The sequence below is a fragment of the Paenibacillus pinisoli genome (assembly GCF_003605435.1).
Lineage (GTDB): Bacteria > Bacillota > Bacilli > Paenibacillales > Paenibacillaceae > Pristimantibacillus > Pristimantibacillus pinisoli.
In genome coordinates this window covers 955,964-971,519 of the sequence record NZ_QXQB01000001.1, presented here as the reverse complement: position 1 = coordinate 971,519, position 15,556 = coordinate 955,964, and the positions used below count along the sequence as shown (strand labels likewise).

13 protein-coding genes are annotated in these 15,556 nt (G+C 53.3%); all 13 read left to right on the top strand.

Annotated features, from left to right (window positions below; all coding sequences use genetic code 11):
* Nucleotides 1–35: 35 nt before the first annotated feature.
* The 13 genes from D3P09_RS04645 (at nucleotide 36) to uxuA (ending at nucleotide 15,498) form a co-directional block, all read left to right on the top strand.
* Nucleotides 36–1,793, top strand: coding sequence for a sensor histidine kinase (locus D3P09_RS04645; RefSeq protein WP_120107605.1), 1,758 nt, complete (start codon nucleotides 36–38; stop codon nucleotides 1,791–1,793).
* The gene (locus D3P09_RS04640; RefSeq protein WP_120107603.1) at nucleotides 1,768–3,378 is read left to right on the top strand and encodes a response regulator transcription factor; all 1,611 of its coding nucleotides are present in this window, start codon (nucleotides 1,768–1,770) and stop codon (nucleotides 3,376–3,378) included. The genes D3P09_RS04645 and D3P09_RS04640 overlap by 26 nt, the downstream gene beginning before the upstream one ends.
* A gap of 77 nt (nucleotides 3,379–3,455) precedes the next feature.
* Nucleotides 3,456–4,583, top strand: coding sequence for an alanine racemase (locus D3P09_RS04635; protein WP_120107601.1), 1,128 nt, complete (start codon nucleotides 3,456–3,458; stop codon nucleotides 4,581–4,583).
* A gap of 102 nt (nucleotides 4,584–4,685) precedes the next feature.
* Nucleotides 4,686–5,852 (top strand): M20 family metallopeptidase, encoded by a 1,167-nt coding sequence (locus tag D3P09_RS04630; RefSeq protein ID WP_120107599.1) that lies wholly within the window; start codon nucleotides 4,686–4,688, stop codon nucleotides 5,850–5,852.
* 285 nt (nucleotides 5,853–6,137) lie between these two features.
* Nucleotides 6,138–7,139, top strand: coding sequence for a LacI family DNA-binding transcriptional regulator (locus D3P09_RS04625; RefSeq protein WP_243643902.1), 1,002 nt, complete (start codon nucleotides 6,138–6,140; stop codon nucleotides 7,137–7,139).
* Between the two features lie 27 nt (nucleotides 7,140–7,166).
* Entirely contained in the window at nucleotides 7,167–8,501 is a 1,335-nt protein-coding gene (locus tag D3P09_RS04620; protein WP_120107597.1) for an extracellular solute-binding protein, read from the top strand.
* A gap of 68 nt (nucleotides 8,502–8,569) precedes the next feature.
* Nucleotides 8,570–9,493 (top strand): carbohydrate ABC transporter permease, encoded by a 924-nt coding sequence (locus D3P09_RS04615; protein ID WP_120107596.1) that lies wholly within the window; start codon nucleotides 8,570–8,572, stop codon nucleotides 9,491–9,493.
* On the top strand, nucleotides 9,490–10,317 hold the full coding sequence (locus D3P09_RS04610) for a carbohydrate ABC transporter permease (protein WP_120107594.1): 828 nt from the start codon (nucleotides 9,490–9,492) through the stop codon (nucleotides 10,315–10,317). The genes D3P09_RS04615 and D3P09_RS04610 overlap by 4 nt, the downstream gene beginning before the upstream one ends.
* A gap of 20 nt (nucleotides 10,318–10,337) precedes the next feature.
* On the top strand, nucleotides 10,338–11,603 hold the full coding sequence (locus D3P09_RS04605; protein WP_243643901.1) for an AGE family epimerase/isomerase: 1,266 nt from the start codon (nucleotides 10,338–10,340) through the stop codon (nucleotides 11,601–11,603).
* A gap of 36 nt (nucleotides 11,604–11,639) precedes the next feature.
* Nucleotides 11,640–12,908 carry a neutral/alkaline non-lysosomal ceramidase N-terminal domain-containing protein gene (locus tag D3P09_RS04600; RefSeq protein WP_120107591.1) on the top strand — a complete coding sequence of 423 codons (1,269 nt, stop codon included), beginning with the start codon at nucleotides 11,640–11,642 and terminating at the stop codon, nucleotides 12,906–12,908.
* Complete coding sequence (locus tag D3P09_RS04595) at nucleotides 12,874–13,632, top strand: sugar isomerase domain-containing protein (protein ID WP_120107589.1); 759 nt, start codon at nucleotides 12,874–12,876, stop codon at nucleotides 13,630–13,632. The genes D3P09_RS04600 and D3P09_RS04595 overlap by 35 nt, the downstream gene beginning before the upstream one ends.
* Complete coding sequence (locus tag D3P09_RS04590; protein ID WP_120107588.1) at nucleotides 13,629–14,396, top strand: SDR family oxidoreductase; 768 nt, start codon at nucleotides 13,629–13,631, stop codon at nucleotides 14,394–14,396. The genes D3P09_RS04595 and D3P09_RS04590 overlap by 4 nt, the downstream gene beginning before the upstream one ends.
* Before the next feature lie 28 nt (nucleotides 14,397–14,424).
* Nucleotides 14,425–15,498 carry a mannonate dehydratase gene (gene uxuA / locus D3P09_RS04585; protein WP_120107586.1) on the top strand — a complete coding sequence of 358 codons (1,074 nt, stop codon included), beginning with the start codon at nucleotides 14,425–14,427 and terminating at the stop codon, nucleotides 15,496–15,498.
* Nucleotides 15,499–15,556: the final 58 nt, after the last annotated feature.

Below are 15,556 nucleotides of genomic sequence, written 5' to 3'. Positions count from 1 at the left end.
AAGAGGACATGCCTTTCACAAAGGGGCGTACCGCCATGCCGCGAAAAATCACGATTTTTTCCAAAGTGATCATCATGATCGTTTTGTTTCTTATACCTGTCCTGGTCTTATATGGCTATACGAATAAAGTAAGCGTGGATGTCGTGGAAAATGAAATCGGAGCCAACAGTCTCGGGCAGCTGTCGTTCCTGCTTCAGCAGTTCGATGCCACTGTCGAGCAGTTGGCTATGTATACGGTTACACTTAGCGCCGATCCCCATGTGCGCGAGCTGATGGAGCGGGATAAGACGGTTCCGTACGATCGGCAGCGCGAGGAATATCGGATTAATAAAAAGCTCAGTTTGCAAAGCGTGTCCAGCTCGTGGATGAACGAGATTACGCTCTATTTGCCGAAACAAAATATGATGCTGTCCTCGAACCTGCTTAAGGATTATGATCCTTGGGGAGATGTAAAGCGGTTTGCCCTGCGCAAGGGATGGATCTATGATGATGATCCGCAGGGCTATGCCCAGGTGCCGGGCGCACGCTTCGTGCGGCAAATCTCGGAGCCGTACAGCGCAACCTCTATTGAACAGGTCGAGGCGATGTTCCAGGTGGGTTTTCCTGTCTCGAACATCTCCGGCATGATGGATATGGTCAAGTGGGACGGGCGCAGCGATCCGTTCTTGTATAATAAGGCGTACGAGCCGATCGGCAGCACGACGATGGATGCCGAAGCTGTCCGCGAGGTGATGAGTGAGCTCGGCGGCAGAGAGCTTGGCGACAGCGGGCAAGTCGTGGCGGATATCGGCATGGGGCGAGTGGCGATCTTCTATGTGAAGTCGCAGCAGCTTGGCTGGTATTTGGTCGATTATGTGCCGGTGGAAAATATTCTTCAGCCGATCCATAAGACGAATGCGATGTTCTACGCCACGATCGGGCTGCTGCTCGCGATGGGGGTTATCGCGTCTTACCTGCTGTACCGCAACGTTCAGCGGCCGATCGGCAAGCTGATGCGCGGCGTGCAGATGCTGAAGAAGGGAAACCTGTCGACCCGGATCGAGAACAGCTCCAGCAATGAGTTTGACTTCTTGTTCCTGCGGTTCAATGAGATGGCCGAGGAGATACAAGATCTGGTCGAACGGGTCTATGCGGAGAAAATTCGCGGGCATGAGGCTACGCTCAAGCAGCTGCAAGCTCAGATTAACCCGCATTTTCTGTATAACAGCCTGTTCTTCATTATTAATACAGCGAAAATGCAAGATACGCCGTCCGTCGTTGCGATGGCTCAGAATTTGGCCGAATATTACCGCTACACGACGCGGATGGAGGACCGTCCGGCTTCGCTGCGCGAGGAGCTGCAGCTTGTCGAGAACTATCTGGAAATTCACAATCTTCGGTTAGGGCGGCTTCGCTATGAGCTTGATGTGCCCGAGGAGATGCTGGAGCTGCCCCTTCCGAGGCTGCTGCTGCAGCCGATCGTAGAGAATGCGATTGTCCATGGCATCGAGCGGAAGCCCGGCGCCGGATTGATCCGGATTGCCGGACATGCGGGAGACGGCCGCTACATGCTGGTTGTTGAGGACAATGGAGCGGGCATGCCATACGAGCAGCTGCTGAGGCTGGAGCAGAAGCTTCGCCAGCCGCTGGAGGAGCAGACGAGCTGCGGCATCTGGAATGTGCATCAACGGCTCAGATATTTGTTCGGCCCGGGTTCAGGCCTTCAGTTAGCGATTAGTCCTCTGGGAGGACTGCAAGTCACCATGATCTGGAGGGAGGAATCGGAGCATGGCGCAATTGCTGATCGTGGATGATGAGCGGCATATTACAGACCGGCTGTCGGAGCTCGTTCCATGGAGCGAGTCCGGCATCAAAGGGGTTCATAAAGCGTATTCCGCTGAGGAAGCGCTGGATGTGATGGAAGCTTGTACGATCGATATTGTGCTGACCGATATCCGCATGCCCGGCATGTCGGGCCTGGAGCTGTCGGAGCAGATCCGGCGGCGCTGGCGCAAGACCAAATGCATTCTATTGTCCGGGCATGCGGAGTTCGAATACGCGAAGGAAGCAATTCGCCATGGGGCGGTCAGCTATCTGCTGAAGCCAGCCAAGGATGAGGAGCTGCTGGCTGCTGTCGCCCAGGTGCGCACCGAGCTGGAAGAGGAATGGCGCGAGATCATCTCGCAAGAGCGGATTGCGCAGGCGATGCGGGAGAATCTGCCCCAGATGCGCGGCAATCTGCTGGGAGAGCTGCTGCTTGGCAAGCGCTATGCGGCGGCGGAGCTTCGCGACAAGATGACGATGCTGTCTGTGCCCGGCTTCTATGAGCAGGGCTTTGCGCTTATGCTGGTCAGGCTTGAGCAGCCTTTTCATAACTATGATCCGCACAGCCTAGCGCTCGTCGAATATGCGGTAGGCAATATGGCGGAGGAGCTGTTCCAGCCGGACTGCGAGCTGTGGCACGGGAAGGATGTGCATCAGTATCTGGTCTTCCTGATTACCCATAAGGAAGAAAACGGGGATTGCGCGGAGCTGTATCGCATGCTGGAGAATAAGGCGGGCCAGCTGAAGGATGCGATTCATACGTTCCTTCGCGGATCGGCGACCATACTCATCAGCCGGACAGGCGTATTCCCGGCCGATCTGGCGACGATGTATGACGGCACGCTGTCGACGCTGCGCAAGCGGATCGGCGACGTATCCGATCTTATTATGACTGTATCGGATGCGGCAATTGGCGAGAGCGAGACTTGTTCGCTGTCGTCGCTCTATGAGCTGCCGTCCCTGTCTCATCTGCTGGAAGCGGGGCAATGGCAGCAAGCGGAGCAGCGGCTGAAGAGCATAGCCGCGGAGCTGCAGACGGAGGAGCAATTGCTGGAGGCTTATTTCGTCATCGCTTCGGCCGCATCGTCTTATGCGCACAAGAGCGGGCAGCGGTTGTCCGACCTGATCGGCCCGGGCTATGAGAAGCTCACGGTGGGCTTGCCCTTCCGCAATGCCCAGCAATTGCTGGACTGGTCGCTGGAGCTGCTGGGCAGGCTCAGCAGCGAAGCGGAATCGGAGAAGCAGGATTCGCGCGCGAAGCTGATTGCCGATGTGCGGCAATTCGTGGAGCAGCATCTGGACGAGGATGTGTCGCTGACCGCGATCGCCCGGCATGTCTATCTCCATCCGGTCTATATCTCGAAGATCTACAAGCTGGAGACTGGAGAGAACATCACCGAATACGTCTATCGGATACGGATGGAGAAGGCGGCCCGGCTGCTGCTGGACACTTCGGACAAAATCTATGAGATTGCCGCCCGGCTTGGCTATCAGCGGGCGCATTCCTTTATTCATGTATTCAAGAAGCATACCGGACTGACGCCGCAGGAATACCGCGACAAGTATGGATCCTGAGCCGATCGCGCGTGGTTATAGCAATGGATATCAGCGCGAAAAGATAGAGATGCCCAAATGGGAGAGGAGCAACAGAGATGAACGATAATACAATCACACCAGGGCTGCCGGAGCTGGACAGCAACCCGCCGACGCCTTATGCCTTTGTCGATCTGGATGCGGCTGAGCGCAATATATCCCGTATGGCGGGCAAGCTGGCCGAACATGGCATTCGCCACAGGCCTCATATCAAGACGCATAAATCGCTTGAGATCGCACGCAAGCAGCTTGCGGCCGGTGCGGTTGGCATTACGACAGCGAAGCTGTCCGAAGCTGAAGTATTTGCCGACGGCGGCATCGACGACATTCTCGTTGCGCTGGCAATCGTCGGCGAACGCAATCTGGAGCGGCTGGAACGGCTGCATCGCCGAATCCGCGTCACCGTTACCGTCGACAGCTGGGAGGCTGCGCTGGGCTTGTCTGCTGTCGGAGAGCGGACTGGGAAGCCTGTGCGCGTGCTAATCGAGCTGGACGGAGGCTTGCATCGCGGAGGACGCCAGCCGGGCGAGGATATCGTGGCTTTCGCCCGCAAGATACAAGAGCTGCCGGGCATTGAGATTGGCGGCATTATGGCTTATTTCGGTTTGGTGTACCGGAACCGGTCGGAAGATGCGCTGAAGGCTGCTGTGCTTGAGGAAGCGGAGATTATTCGCGGCGTTGTAAGCGATCTGCGTGAAGCGGGCATTCCGGTTGATATCGTCAGCTCCGGCTCGACGCCGACATCGAAGCTGTGCGAGTACGCGGAAGGCATTACGGAGGTGCGCGCGGGCAACTATCTGTACAATGACGTGTCCGCTGTCAGCATGGGCCTCGCGGAGCCGGAGGATTGTGCGCTGCGGGTGATCGCTACGGTCATCAGCATTCCGCTGCCGGGCATGGCGACGATTGACGCCGGCTCCAAGACGCTGACCAGCGACCGCTCCCACCATACCGACGGCTTCGGCATGATCATCGGCCAGCCGGATATTATGATTGCATCGCTTAATGAAGAGCACGGCATGCTGCGTTACGATCCTGCACAAGTCAGCCTGTCTATCGGGGATCGTATCGAAATTATTCCGAACCACTCCTGCGTCATCCCGAACTTGAACGACTTCGTATACGCGGTACGCGGCGGAGAAATTGCCGGACGGATCAAAACCGATGCCAGAGGCTGCAATTATTGAGGTCATGCAACGCGTCAATCGAACTAATGAATCCACTGCTTCCTTAACCTTTTAAGACTGCTTGTCTCTACCCTACACTCAAATGAAAGGCGGCTTACTGTCATGACAATAAGAATCGACGCTGCGCGAACGACGGAGATCTTAAGGGATCTGGTGCAAATTCCGAGTGTGAACCCAAACTTTGAAGGAGGCGTGCCCGAGCTTGCGGTCGCCGATTATGTAGAGCGGTTTTTCCAGCGGCTAGGCTTGTCCGCCGAGCGCCGCGAGGTGCTGCCGAACCGTCCGAACATCGTCGGGATGCTGCCTGGCGTGAACAACCATGCGCCAGGACTGCTGCTGGAGGCGCATATGGATACGGTGCAGACGACAGGCATGACGATCGAGCCCTTCGCCGCAGAGGTTGCAGACGGCAGGCTGTACGGAAGGGGAGCCTGCGATACGAAGGGCTCGCTTGCAGCCATGCTGGCGGCTATCGAGTGGTGCGCGGAGAATGGCCAGGTGCCTGCCGTTCCGGTCTATCTGGCTGCTGCGGTCGATGAGGAAGTCCATTACAAAGGCGTGCTCGATCTTCTCAACATTCATGAGAAGTTCGGCGCGGCCATCGTCGGCGAGCCGACGGAGCTTCATGCCGTCATTGCCCATAAAGGCGTGGTCCGTTGCGAGATCGAGACGGTCGGCGTATCGGCACACTCATCTCGTCCAAGCGAAGGCGTGAACGCTATTGATGCCATGGTGAAGGTGATCTCCCATCTAAGAGATGTGGTGACGCCTCGCTTGCTGGCTCAGCCTCATCCGCAGGTTGGCGCAGGATCGCTTAGCGTCACGGAGATTGTCGGCGGGGTTGCGCCGAATACGATCCCGGACCGTTCCCGGATCAAGATTGACCGCCGCACCATTCCAGGCGAGGACAGCGAGCAGGTATGGGCGAATCTTCGCGATGAACTGACCGCGCTCGATCTTGGAGACGACCGCGCGAGAGTCAATGTCTATCCGCCGTTCGTGCTGGATTACACGCTTGATACTAGCGCGGATTCCGATGTCGTGCGGCTGCTTACGGGAGCGGCTTCGAGGCGCATCGGGGAAGTGAAGACGCTCGGCGTGCCGTACTGCACCGACGCCAGCAAGCTGGCGCTTGTGGGCATCCCGTCAGTCGTGTTCGGCCCTGGCTCCATCGATCAGGCGCATACGGAGGACGAGTGGGTAGAGCTGGAGCAAGTGGCGCTCGCGGCAGATATTATGATTGATGTGATTATGTCTTACGGGTCTTAATCCGCTATCGTACATCTACTCATTTCAAAGAGTTGTCCCGAATGTCCGAGTGACATAGGGACAGCTCTTTTTTGAGTCAAAAATCAAGGATTCTATGCATGCCATTCGGGCGGATTGCGAAATTGTAGTTGACAAGGAAAATGAAAACGCTTTATAATTCAGAAAAATAAGAATTTGAAACGGTTCAAATTTTAATATGCCAGTTAAATATAACCAAATATCTAACTGGTCCTATAAGTCTATACAAAATTTGAAACGGTTCAAATTAACAGGAGGGGCGTGATTATGAATATCACGATTGCGGATCTGGCAAGAATAACCGGTTTGGCAAAAAGCACAGTGTCAGGGGTTCTGAACAACAAATCCGGATTTTCAGAGAAGACCAGAGCGAAGGTATTGGAGGCGGCCGAAAAGCATGGCTATGTCCCCAATGAAATTGCCAGAGGACTCACATCCAAATTCACAAAAACGATTGGCCTGGTCATTAAAGACATTACCAACCCTTTCTACAATCGGATTACGAAAGGTGTACAGGAAGTTGCCAATGAGCATGGATATACCGTTTTCTTATGCAGCAGCGGCGAGAATCATATGGTGGAAGTCACTCAAGTCACGGCTATGGTCGGCAAACGGGTAGATGGCCTCATTATCGCTCCGCTGCTGGAAGGTGTGGATTTCGATCACATTTATGAATTAAAGAGAAAGAAAATCCCGTTTACTCTGCTCGGTTCGATTCCGGGATTGACCTGCGACTATGTACAGTTCGATGACTATAACGGAAGCATTCAGGTAACCAACCATTTGATCGCGAACGGGCATAAAAAAATCGGGTTTGTTACGGGCCAGCGAACATCGAGAGCTTCCAAACTTAGGTTCCAGGGATTTAAGGATGCGATGATGGCCAGCGGCCTCAGCTTATCGGAAGAGCATGTCTTCCATGAAGCCAAACATTTGGAGGATGGGGTCGATGTGGGTAACCAGCTGATTGCCATGAAGGATCGTCCGACCGCATTGATTTGTTTTGACGATGTTATTGCGATGGGGGTAATTAAAGCCTGTGAAAGCGCCGGCTTGAAAATTCCCGAGGATCTTTCGCTCGTTGGCTTTGACGATATCGAGCTTATGATTTTTCCGCTCACATCGGTTTCCATCCCGACTTACGATGCGGGCAAGCTGCTGGCAAAGATTTTGTTTGAACGTATTTTTGAAGAGGAAGTTGCGGAATACAGGCAAGTTACGCTAGATGAAAAATTGGTTGTTCGTTCTTCTGTGAAATCGCTTCACTAACGAAAATTCCGTCTAGGAGGACTTCCGATGAAAGCAAATAAGAGGTTGATCACGCTAATTTCTCTAGTCTTAATTGTGTCGCTGGCCCTTGCCGGCTGCTCAAGCGCTAACAATCCGAACTCGCAAAAAAACGATTCAAAAGACGGCAATAAGCAAAATAAGCCGGTAGAGCTTACCATCTGGGGAGGATACCCGGAGCTTGATCCTTGGTATAAGAAGATGGCGGAGGATTATAAGAAGGAGCATCCGAACGTCACAGTTAACATCGCTTCCTTCCCGCTTAGAGATTTCGAGAAAAAAGTCGCTGCAGGCTTGCCGTCCAGCAGCGCAGCGGATATTGTATCGCTGAATCCAGTCATTGCCCTGCGATTCATTCAAGGCAATATGCTGAAGAAGGCGCCTGACGATCTCTCCCAGCTTGTGACAGGCGGCAATTACCCGGATTTGATCGCAGACCGCGCTCAAGTGAATGATGTGGTGTACGGCATCCCTCATCAGCTCGGCAAAGGGGTCATTTATTACAATACCAAAATGTTCGCAGAAGCGGGACTGACAGAGCCGCCAAGCAGCATTGATCAATTTTTGGAGTATGCTCAAAAGCTGGCTGTCACAGACGCCTCGGGCAACTTGCAGCGTGCAGGAATGAGCTTGCGCCTGACGGGCGGCGGCAGCGGACTGGGCGAGAAGTTCTGGACGCTGCTCGCACAGCATGGGGGCAGCATTGTAAAAGAAGTGTCTCCTGGGAAATATGTAGCCAATTACGACAATGAAGCTGGGCTCAAAACGCTGCAAATGTACATCGACATGGTTCACAAATATAAAACGGACGATCCTACGATCAAGCATGACGCAGAAGCGTTCGAGATGGAGATGGCCGCGTTCTTCGTCCGCGAATCCTGGGTCATCGGCGATATTAAACAGAAGGCGCCGGATCTGGAATACGCCACTGCGCCGCTGCCTGTAGCGAACGTCATCGGAATGTCTGACTTCTATGTGACGAATGCTGCCAAAGAGAAAGAAGAGGCGGCTTGGGAGTTTATCCGCTTCCTGATGAAGCCTGAGAACCATAAGCAGATGGTCGAAATGACAGGTTGGCTGCCGGCGAGAGAGGATCTGGACTTCGAGGATTTCTTCAAAGAAAATCCGGCTTTCAAGGCATTTTTCACAAAGCAGGAGCTGCATGCTTATCCGACCATCCCGGAATTTGATGAAATCTTGACTAAATTTGCAGATCGTTTATCAGAGAAGGGCTTTACGGATGCTTCGTTCGTCGATAATCCGGATAAAATGAAAGCATTCCTAGCGGACCTGGCAAAAGATACGAATGCTATCTTGAAGAAGGCGGGACATTTGGCCGAGTAATCGAACCGGGAACCCAAACCGTATACGGGGAGGGTTCTCCTTATTAACGGATGAAAGGGAAATGAACAATGGCAACTTTGGCGAAGAAAAGGTTCCGGCTTAAGCCGCATCATTGGTTTGTGCTGCTGGGACTGACTCCGATCATAGCGATTTACACGTATCTACGGTTCATTCCTATCGTTAAGACCTTCTATATCAGCTTGTTTCAATGGGATATGGTGTCTGTCGACAAGCCGTTTGTCGGATTGGAAAACTTCGTTATTTTGTTTCAAAGCGATCCTTTCCTAACTGCGCTCAAGAACACGACGATTATCGCCTTCGGCATCTTAATCTTCAGCGTGCCAATAGCACTCATTATCGCGTATTTGCTGTCCAGGGGGATTCGGTTCAAATCATGGTACGAGGCGATTTATTTCTTGCCGTATATTACGCCGATGGTACCGGTAGCTGTAACCTGGAAGTGGATTCTGGATTCGCAGCAAGGATTATTCAACTACGCATTGTCCTTTTTCGGAATCAGTCCGAAGCCATGGCTGCTTGATCCAACGCTTGCTATCGTTTCAGTCATCATGCTTACCGTATGGAAGACGATTGGTTACAACATGATCATTTTTACGGTAGGCTTAACCGGGATTTCGAAGGAATATTATGAAGCGGCTTCCATTGACGGAGCAACCGGGCTGAAAGCTTTCCGTTATATTACAATCCCTTTGCTGAAGCCGATAACGGTATTCGTATCTGTCATTACTCTGATCCACGGGTATAATGTGTTCAGCCAAATCTATGTGCTAGCATCGGATATTCAGGGTTCGCCGGGTTATGTAGTGCGAGTGCTTGTATATGACATGATTGAAAACGCTTTCCGATTCTTCAATATGGGTTATGCATCGGCTGAAGCCGTGATCTTGTTCTTGATCGTACTGGTTTTGACTGGCATTCAGATGGGATTGGCGCGCGAGAAAAATCGTTCGGGCAGGAGGATGAAACGATGACCAAGCAAAAACGGCTTTCCAGCATTATCCGAATCATTGTCTTGACCATCGGGGCCGTTATCATGATCATTCCTTTTCTTTGGATGATCTCGACGGCATTCAAAACGCCGACTGAGCTGAACGTGTGGCCGCCGTCTTTTATTCCAAAATCGTTTAAGCTGGATAACTTCCTCGCCGTATTCGACGCCGTGCCTTTTCATCTTTATTTCTGGAACAGCTTGCGGATGGCGACGATTTCGGCGGTGGCGATTGTATTTACCTCGCTGCTTGCCGGCTACATTTTTGCAAAATTCCGCTTTGTCGGCGGCGCGGCCTTATTCGCCATTCTGCTGGCGACTGCGATCGTGCCATTCGAAATCTATATGATTCCTTTATATTTGCAAATGCAGAAGCTGGATATGCTGAACAACTTCCGCGGATTGGTCGCACCTTATCTGGTTATGAGCTTCGGGATATTCTTCATGCGGCAAAACATTATGCAGCAGATTCCGGATGAGATGCTGGAAGCGGCAAGGATGGAGGGGGCCTCGGAGTGGCGCATATTCTTCCGTATCGTGGCTCCGCTATGCAAAGCGCCGATGAGTGCGCTCGGCATTTTCGCCTTCATCGAAGCCTGGAACGCCTTTATTTGGCCGCTGCTCGTCGTTGGCGATACGAAGCTGTATACGATGGAACTCGGCCTGGCGATGTTCCAGTCCGCCTTTTCTATTGATTTGACAGTCATGTCGGCAGGTTCGGTCATGTCGGTATTGCCTATCTTGCTAGTGTTTATCTTCTTGAGAAAGCACATCATTGAGAGCATCAGCATGACGGGAAGCAAATAAGGATGAACGGGTGAATGCAAATGAACAGCATGCTTTCGTTTTACCGGGATCATCTTCAGGAAAGCCTATGGCCTTTCTGGCAGCGTGCGCTGGACCGGACCCATGGCGGTATATACACCTGCTTTAATAATGAAGGAACAGAATTGTTAAGCACCGATAAGTTCACTTGGTCGCAAGGAAGATTCGTCTGGATTCTGTCGCGGATGGCCCGGATGTGCCGTCAGGGATTGCTGGACGAGAAGCAGCTTGGCTGGAAGGCGGACGACATGCTGGAGCATGCCGGAAAGACGGTATCTTTTCTTGCGAAGCATGTGTTTCTGGATAATGGGAATTGCGCTTACTTGCTGACAGAGTCAGGGGAGAAAAAGGAATTTATCCCGGGGCAAGGGTATGATCTCAGCTTCTATGCGGACGGTTTCGTCGTATTGGGCTTTGCCGAATATGCCCGGGCGCAGAACGATAGCGAAGCGCTTGAACAGGCTTTGAAGCTGTATAGAAGCATTGAGGCCAGACTGGAGGCGGGAAGCGTGCGCAGCGAGCCTTATCCGGTTCCCGACGGCTTTGCCTCACAGTCGTTCGCGATGATTATGCTGAATGTGGCGCAGGAGCTGGCGGATGCGTTGATGGCCGCTTCCCATCCGGCGGGGCCGGAGATTCGCGAACGCAGCAAGCATTATATGAATGAAATCATGGACAGGTTTGTGCATGAGGATGATCTGTTGACCGAGCTGCTGCCGCTTCATGAATCGGGCCGCGATACGCTGCTCGCCAGGCAAATCGCCCCCGGACATTCGATCGAGTGCATGTGGTTTGTGCTCCAGGAAGCGCGCAAGCTGGGCCGTCCAGAGCTGATCGAGAAGGCGGGACGCGTGATCAAGAAGGCGTTCCAGATTGGTTGGGATGGGGCATATGGCGGACTTTACCGCTATGTGGACCGGGATGGAGGCGAGCCGCGCGGCCGGCAAATCAACGACGGGTATGAGTCGCTGATCTGCGATACATGGGATATGAAAATTTGGTGGCCCCATTCCGAAGCGTTATATACGTTTTTGTTAGGCCATGAGCTGACGCAGGATGAACAGTTCCAGCACATGTACGAGCAAATGCATCAATATGTGTTCCGCACGTTCCCGCATCCTGATCCGCTGGTTGGCGAATGGATTCAGATTCGCGATCGGCAAGGGCAACCGGTGCAGAAGGTGGTTGCGCTTCCGGTGAAGGATCCTTATCACATTATGCGGAACGTGCTGCTGACCATTGAATTGCTGGCTGCGAGGCCGTCTTAACCGGGCTGAACGGCTAGCAGCGAGGGGGATCAACCGATGACCGTCACACTTAGTCTGGGAGTTGCCAGACGCAATATAACACCGCTGCTTCCTGTGCCGCTCGCAGGGTTTGGACACCGAACCGGGCAGATGGCAGGGGAGGCGCATCCGCTATATTTGAAAGCGATGGTTATGCAGTCAAGCCGTACTTCAGGTGAGCGAGCGCTGGCCTTAATGGTTGCGGCGGACATTATCTGGTGGGGATCAGAGCGTATGGAGCGGCTTTACGCCATGATCAGCCGCCGCTGGGGCATTGCATCCTCGGCTGTCATTCTGAATGCCAGCCATACGCATTCGGGTCCGCAGACGAGCGACCGGTTCGGGCATGCCATTGGCCGGATGGACCCGCAATACGTGGAGTTTCTGGAGCTGAAGCTGGCTGAAGCGATCGAAGAAGCATTCGGCAATCTGGAGCCCGTGACGATGGAGCGGGGCATCGGACATTGCGGGATTGGCATTAACCGAAGACGGCAGGAGGACGGAGAAATTCGGATGGCTCCCAATGAGGAAGGCGTTGTCGATCCTGAATTGAATGTGATCCGTTTTGTTGCCGGGAACAATCGGCAGAAGGCGGTTATGGTGCATTTTGCCTGCCATCCGACGACGACAGACCAGAATTTGATTTCATCCGAGTTTCCAGGCGTAGCGATGGCGCTTGTGGAGGAGCAGCTCGGTACGGATGCGATGGCGTTTTATATGCAGGGCTGCTGCGGAGACGTCAGACCGCGCTTGATCAGAGACGGCCAGTTTTACCGGGGAGGCGACGCGGAGGTTGTACGCTTCGGCGCCGAGCTGGCGGATCAAGTAATGAGCGTAATGCGGAAGCCGATGCGCCGGATGAATCCTGTAATGATCGGCAGCAGATCAGTCACCGCTGAGCTGCCTTTGGAAGCGGAGCCGGACACAGTCAGCCGCAGGGAGCCCGTGCTGTTCCATATCCGTCTAGTTGCGATTGCGGATGAACTATCGCTGCTGGCAATGGATGGGGAAGTTGTCACCGAATACGGGAGCTATGTGAAGGAGCACTCAGCAGGGAAGGTGCTGCCGCTTGGTTACAGCAACGGGATGCTCGGCTATATTCCAACTGCGAAGCAGCTTGGAGAGGGCGGATATGAGGCGGATGAATCGCATGTTTTTTTTCAATTGCCGGCAAGATTTGCACCTTCTCTTGAGGATACGATTCTACAAAAAATAAGAGAGCTGCTGTTAATCAAGGATGGGAGGAATCAGGATGAGCACGAAGCTCATGACCCAATACTTCAATAAAGTGATCGCTCATATCCAGCTGTTGCATGATGAAGAGCAGGAGGCTGTACTGCAGGCTGCCCGAATGACAGCCGATCAGATCAAGCAGGACAGACTTGTCTATGCGTATGGGCCTGGCGGCCATTCCAATCTTGGATCGCAGGAAATATTTTTCCGGGCGGGCGGATTGATGCATATTAGCGCAATTCTCGATGAAGGCACATTGCTAAGCGGAGGAGCATTGCGATCCATGGCGACCGAGCGACTGCCGGGTCACGGCAGAATCGTGATCGACGATTACGGGCTGCAAGAAGGCGATCTGCTTATCATTATTAATGCATACGGCATCAATGCCGCTACGATTGATGCGGCGCTGGAAGCGAAGAAGCGAGGGGTACGCACGATCGGAGTCACTTCGGTTCGCCATGCGACGGAGACGCCGGCCGGCCATGCGGCCAGACATCCTTCCAAGCAAAATCTGCATGATCTTGTGGATGTAGTGCTGGACAGCAAGGTTCCTGTCGGGGATGCGATCCTGCAGGTTGGCGACATTGAGCAGCAAGTGGCGGCTATCTCCACCTTTGCCAATGCATACTTGCTGAATTCACTGGTTGCCGAAACGATCGGGCTGCTGGCCGAGGAAGGCATTCAACCGCCGATCTGGATGAGCGGCAATGCGACCGGCGGCGATGAAGCCAACGCCCGATTCATCGGAAAGTTCAAAGACAGGATCAAGAAACTATGAATCTTTTTGATTTGTCGGGGAAAACGGCAGTTGTCATTGGCGGAAACAGCACGCTTGGCGGAACGATGGCGATGGCCCTGGCTGCTCATGGAGCGCAGCTTGCCATAGTAGGGAGAAATCAGGACAAGTCGCGCGAGGTGAGCAGGCGGATCGAAGAAACCGGAGGCGCTTCCCGATGCTTTGCGGCCGACGCCACGCAGGAAGCAGATTTGAAGCGCGTGCTGGCTGAGGTGCTGGCATGGTCGGGCCAAGTCGATATTGTTATGAATTGCCCCGGCATCAACAGCGCTACGCCTTTTTTTGAGATTACATCCGAGGAATGGGATTCGATCATGGATGTCAATCTGAAGAGCGTGTTTCTTGCTTGCCAGATATTTGGCAGGCAGATGGTGCAGCAGGGAAACGGCGGAAGCATCATCAATATTTCATCCGTTTCATCTGATCCTCCTTTATCTCGCGTATTTACTTATTCCGCGTCCAAGGCGGCGGTCAACAATATGACGAAGTTTCTGGCTCGTGAGTTCGCCCCAGCGGGCGTTCGGGTGAATGCCATCATTCCGGGATTTTTTCCCGCTGAGCAAAATCGCAGCATCTTGTCCGAGGAGAGGACGAATGCGATTATGGGCCATACGCCGATGGGACGCTTCGGGAATCCCGAGGAATTGCAAGGAGCCGCGGTCTATCTGGCTGCGGAGCGGGCATCAAGCTTTGTCACCGGCACGCTGTTGCGAGTCGACGGCGGCTTCGGGGCTATGACGATATAACAATCACCTAGGGCAGGAGGCGCTTGAAATGAAAATGTCATTCCGATGGTTCGGACATCAAGATCCCGTAACATTAGAGAAGATCCGTCAAATTCCCGGCGTCGGCGGTATTGTAACGGCCATTTATGATATTCCTGTTGGGGAGGTATGGCCGTATGAGAACATTGTGGCATTGAAACAAACGATTGAAGCTGCGGGCTTACAATTGGAAGTGATTGAAAGCGTGCCTGTGCACGAAGATATCAAAATCGGCTTACCGACGCGCGACCGCTATATCGGGAATTATAAGCAGACGCTGCGCAACTTGGCGAAAGCGGAAATCCCGGTCGTTTGCTACAATTTCATGCCGGTGTTCGACTGGACTCGCTCCTCGCTTGATTATGAGCTGGATGACGGTTCAACCGCGCTGATCTATGAGGAAGAAGTCATTGAGCGCATGAATCCGCTCTCCGGCGAGCTGAAGCTTCCCGGCTGGGACACCAGCTATGAGGATGGGCAGCTGCAAATTTTATTCGATCATTATCAATCGGTTCCAGAGGAAAAGCTGTGGGAAAACCTCGCCTATTTCATCCAAGCGATTATGCCGGTGGCCGATGAAGTCGGGCTTCGCATGGCAATTCATCCGGATGATCCGCCATGGCCGATCTTTGGCTTGCCGCGCATTATTACCAATCGGCAAAACCTGGAGCGTCTGATCGGGCTGCATGACAGTCCGAGCCATGGTCTCTGCCTATGCAGCGGCTCCCTGGGAGCGGACCCGTCCAATGACGTGCCGGAGATGATCCGTTATTTTGGGGCAAAAGACAGAGTCAATTTCGTTCATGCCCGCAATGTGAAATGGACGGGGCCTAGATCATTCCAGGAATCCGCGCATCTCTCGAGTGCTGGATCGCTGGATATGGTGGAAATCATCCGCGCGTTGCGCGATATTGATTTCGCCGGACCAATCAGGCCGGATCATGGCCGGATGATCTGGGGGGAGACGGGCAAGCCGGGCTACGGGCTATACGACCGTGCGCTGGGAGCGGTATATCTGAACGGTGCATGGGAAGCGGTGACGAAAGAAAGAGAACGAACAAACGACTATAAGTTGAACAAATGAAATGAACAAACATGCGGAGCAGAATCATTCGATCAACTTATATTTCCATATACTCGGA